This is a genomic window from Clostridium sp. RTP31139st1_H3_RTP31139_211217 (assembly GCF_040227035.1).
Taxonomy (GTDB): Bacteria; Bacillota; Clostridia; order Clostridiales; family Clostridiaceae; genus Clostridium; species Clostridium saudiense.
This window is the reverse complement of the sequence record NZ_JBCOAB010000093.1, coordinates 1-4,045: the sequence shown is the minus strand read 5'-3', so window position 1 is coordinate 4,045 and position 4,045 is coordinate 1. Positions and strand designations below refer to the sequence as shown.

Sequence of the window (4,045 nt, the reverse complement as noted above, 5' to 3'; positions counted from 1 at the left end):
TACAATTATTTTTTTGAAAATATAGAAAAAGAGCTATCGCTAGCGGATTTTTTTACCCGCTATTGCGACAGCTCCTTCTTAAAAATAAAATCTTAATCTTGCTTATAAATAACATACATTATATAATTTGATCTTTGCCACGCTTTCATAAAATCTTCGAATTTATACTTCAATCTTACACTTTCATCATCTTTCCCTGCTGGATCATTTACTATAACCCATTTTCCATTATTACTAACTTCAATTCCACAAACAACAATTAAGTGTCCACTTGTAGTTAACGGTGCATTTTCAATATATGGATATTCCTTATTATTAATATCATTTGTATACTTTACACTAACTTCAATTGGATTTCCATTGCTAATTTCCCTTATAAGTGAATCTATTCCTCCATATTCAACATATGCTTTATATCCAAGGCTTCCTGCATAAGCTACATTATAAGTCCAATTCCCAAATTCATTGTAATTGTAATCAAAACAACTATATGCCACATCTTCAACTTTTAAATTTTCTCCTAATCTATTTAACAACATAGTTAAACTTGTTGGACTACAAATTTTATGTGCTATTTTTTCATTTCTTTTCATTTGTGAAATACACGGAGTTTCTATCAATTTATTTATTAATTCATATTTTTTATTTTTTAAATCATTATTATTTTCTTTATAATAAGTAATTGCTACTTCCCTAATATCTGCTGCAAAGCCTTTATTATCATAATAACTAATTATTTTTAGTTCAATGGCTTTACCGCTATATCCTTCATTTATGCTTAAAGTATCAACATCAATTCTTACTTCATCACACTTACTACTTTCTGAACCTCTTTTTATATTTGTACCCCATTTTCCCCAAGACATCCATTCTGACCATTTTTTCTTTTTATCTTTCTTATTCTGAACAAAAACTCTTGCTTGAACAACAATATAAGAATTTAATGGGGTTACTGCATTCCATGAAACTATAATCTTCTTAAAATCATCAATTTTAATAACTTTAGATAAATATATCTCATTATTTTCTTCTTTTATTACCTTTAATTTTTTCTTGTTAATAAATATCATTGAATTTAAATATTTATTACTCACCTATTCTCTCCCATATTAAATAGTATTCAAATATCATTATATTTGATTAATAAAAAATTGATAATAAATTAATATTTTATATTTTTAGTGCGTATTTTATTTATTATTCTTACTTAATTTTTATATACTTTTATTTAAAAATGCTTTGTAATAAATGTGTTAAAATTCCTGTATGTTCATTAAATATATTTATTCCTATAAGAATTAAAATGATACCACCTACAAGTTCTGCATAATCTTTAAATAACCCGCCTATTTTTTTACCTGCAATTACACCAATAAAACAGACAATAAATGTTATAATGCCTATTATAGTTGATGATGAAACTATATTAACATTTAAAAATGCAAAGCTTATCCCTACAGCTAAAGCATCTATACTTGTTGCTATTGCTAATGTTGTTAATTCTTTATTTGATAACTCTTCGCTTCTTATTCCTTCATCTTCTAAAGTTGTACTAGCTTCATTAACAGCTTCATTTTTCCCTTCTTTTGCTTCTTTTCTATTTTCATAAAATTCATAAATCATTTTTCCACCTAAAATAGAAAGTAAAATTAAAGCAATCCAATGATCTATTGCTTGTATATAGCCTTGAAAGCTTATTCCTAAAAGCCATCCTATTAAAGGCATAGCTGCTTGGAATACCCCAAAAAACAATGCTATTTTTATAGCCATTTTTTTAGTTAAATTTTTAAGTGTCATTCCCTTTGTTACTGATACTGCAAAGGCATCCATTGCTAATGCAAAACCAGTAAGTATAATTGTAATAATGTTCATATCTCTTCTCCTTCTTTTTATTATTATTTACAAAAAAAATAACGAGATTCATGGATGCTCAAAAAAAGCATCCATGAGTCTCGTTATTTAAGATTAAGCCAGGCTTTTAACAGCCATTATGTTGACCTAACCACATTTTCATGCTAACTACTCCCTCATCAGGACTAATAAATAATAACATCTTTATTCTTTATTGTCAATTGATAATGATATTACTCTAATTTTTATTGAAAATCTTTTATTACTTTAGACATAGCTAATGCTAAATTATCATTGTGTGAATTATTTCTTATAAATATAAGCTCTTTCTTTAATGTTTTTATTTTTATTAATTCTTCATTCTCATTTGATATTACCGAAAATCCTTTTAGGTCTTTTAATGCTATTTTCTCTAAATCTCTTACTTCTTCAGCGTATCCAATCGCTGCATGTCCTATATATTCTAAGTAAAGTGTATCATTAGTTAAGATTATGTTTACTTTATCTGCAATATCTCCACCAGCTCTAGTTAGTAAATTTCCTAGAAAATTTGTAATGACATCCTTATTATTGATAAACTTTGCAACAGTAATCTTCATTAAGATATCTTCACTATTTAAATTTAATTTAAACATTAAAATCACCCCTAAATATATATATCTATTTTAATTATATAGTAATATAATCCATTTTTAAATATTTGTTACAATCGAGTAGAAGAAAAATAATTATTTTATTTTCCGTCCGGTATACGGCGGTTCTTTAAATTGGTCTTATGTCAATATTTTGGACACAAAAAGTCAAACTTTTTATGATGCACTTCTAGCTAATAATTCACATTGTTCTGGTGTCATGTAATTAATAGAAGAGTGTATCCTTTTTCTGTTATACCAACCTTCAATATATTTAAATATAGCTATATTAGCTTCTTCGAAGGTGCAATATGTATTTCTATAGATTTCTTCCTTCTTTATTGAAGAATGGAAAGATTCTATACAAGCATTGTCATAAAGACAACCTTTTTTACTAAATGATTGTATAATATTAAATTCTTTACATAGCTCTTTTAAATCATTACTAGTATATTGAGATCCTAAGTCTGTATGAAATATTATATGCTTATTTTTATCAGGATTTTGGCTGTAATAGGCATTTTTCAAAGCTTTAACAACTAAATCATTAGTCATTCTTTTACCGAAAGCGTAGCCAATTATTTTTTTTGAATGTAAGTCAAGAACTGAAGCTAAATAGCACCAACCATCCTTGCTAGTATGAATATATGTAATATCTCCTACCCATTTTTCATTAATAGAAGTAGTTGTAAAGTTTCTTTTTTAAACGTTCTCTAAATCTTCTTCTACTTTTTTACTTGAATGAGGTTTGTATTTTTTTACAGTTACTGCACAAAGTTCAAGTTTAACCATTAGTCTTTGAACTCGCTTCAATGATACATTGAAGCCTTCTATACCAAGTATATAATGAATTCTAGGAGCACCATATATGCCTTTATTCTCTTTATATATCCTTTTAATAGCTGATTTTAATTCCTCATTTTCTAGTTCTCTTACAGATTTAGTTTTATCAAAAGATTTATAATATGTGCTTCTGGCTACGCCTAGAACGATACACATAGTCTTAATATCATGTTTACTTTTATTATTATTTATAAATTCTATTACTTCATCTAATTTTTCGTTGCAAATATGGCCATAGCTTTTTTTAATATTTCATTTTCCTCTTTAATTCTTGCCATTTCTTTTCTTAAAGCTTTTACTTCCTTTAATATCATAACTTCATTTTCATCTACTTTAATTTCTTTTACATCTTTAATCCAGCCCGCTAATTGTTGATTTTGCAATGCCATATTCGCTACTTAGCTCTGCTAAGCTCATTCCTGATTTAAATAATTCTACTATCATATCCTTATATTCTTGATCGTATCTTCTGCCCTTTCCCATAATGGACACATCCTTTCCTAAGTAAATATTATTTTACTAAGTTCATCTTAATGTGTCCACTACTTTATACTAACACCAAAGCTCCTACTGAAGAACTTGCGTTAGCGCAGCTAGACAAACTAAAGGAAACTTTGGGAAATAGTTATGGAATGGTTATAAATTCATGGTATAACAACTGGAATAACTTATCTACTTTCTTTGATTTCTCACCTAGAATAAGAAAAATGATCTATACA

Annotated in this window: 3 protein-coding genes and 2 pseudogenes; 1 reads left to right on the top strand and 4 read right to left on the bottom strand. The window is 27.0% G+C overall.

The window, feature by feature from the left end; all coding sequences use genetic code 11:
- Nucleotides 1-92: 92 nt before the first annotated feature.
- The 4 genes and pseudogenes from ABUA17_RS18475 to ABUA17_RS18460 form a co-directional block, all read right to left on the bottom strand.
- A complete protein-coding gene (locus tag ABUA17_RS18475; RefSeq protein ID WP_055291422.1) occupies nt 93-1,094 on the bottom strand; it encodes a C39 family peptidase in 1,002 nt (333 codons plus the stop codon).
- A gap of 130 nt (nt 1,095-1,224) precedes the next feature.
- On the bottom strand, nt 1,225-1,872 hold the full coding sequence (locus ABUA17_RS18470) for a manganese efflux pump MntP (protein WP_042395426.1): 648 nt from the start codon (nt 1,870-1,872) through the stop codon (nt 1,225-1,227).
- Nucleotides 1,873-2,096: 224 nt separating this feature from the next.
- Nucleotides 2,097-2,486, bottom strand: a complete 390-nt coding sequence (locus ABUA17_RS18465) for a hypothetical protein (RefSeq protein WP_055278002.1) — start codon at nt 2,484-2,486, stop codon at nt 2,097-2,099.
- A gap of 174 nt (nt 2,487-2,660) precedes the next feature.
- A pseudogene (locus ABUA17_RS18460) lies at nt 2,661-3,809 on the bottom strand (IS3 family transposase).
- 77 nt (nt 3,810-3,886) lie between these two features.
- Here ABUA17_RS18460 and ABUA17_RS18455 point away from each other — a divergent pair.
- Nucleotides 3,887-4,045 (top strand): annotated as a pseudogene (locus ABUA17_RS18455) (transposase); the annotation flags it as partial.

Coding starts and splice junctions, on each gene's coding strand:
- ABUA17_RS18470 (WP_042395426.1), bottom strand. CDS start 1,872: ATGAACATTATTACAATTATACTTACTGGTTTTGCATTAGCAATGGAT.
- ABUA17_RS18465 (WP_055278002.1), bottom strand. CDS start 2,486: ATGTTTAAATTAAATTTAAATAGTGAAGATATCTTAATGAAGATTACT.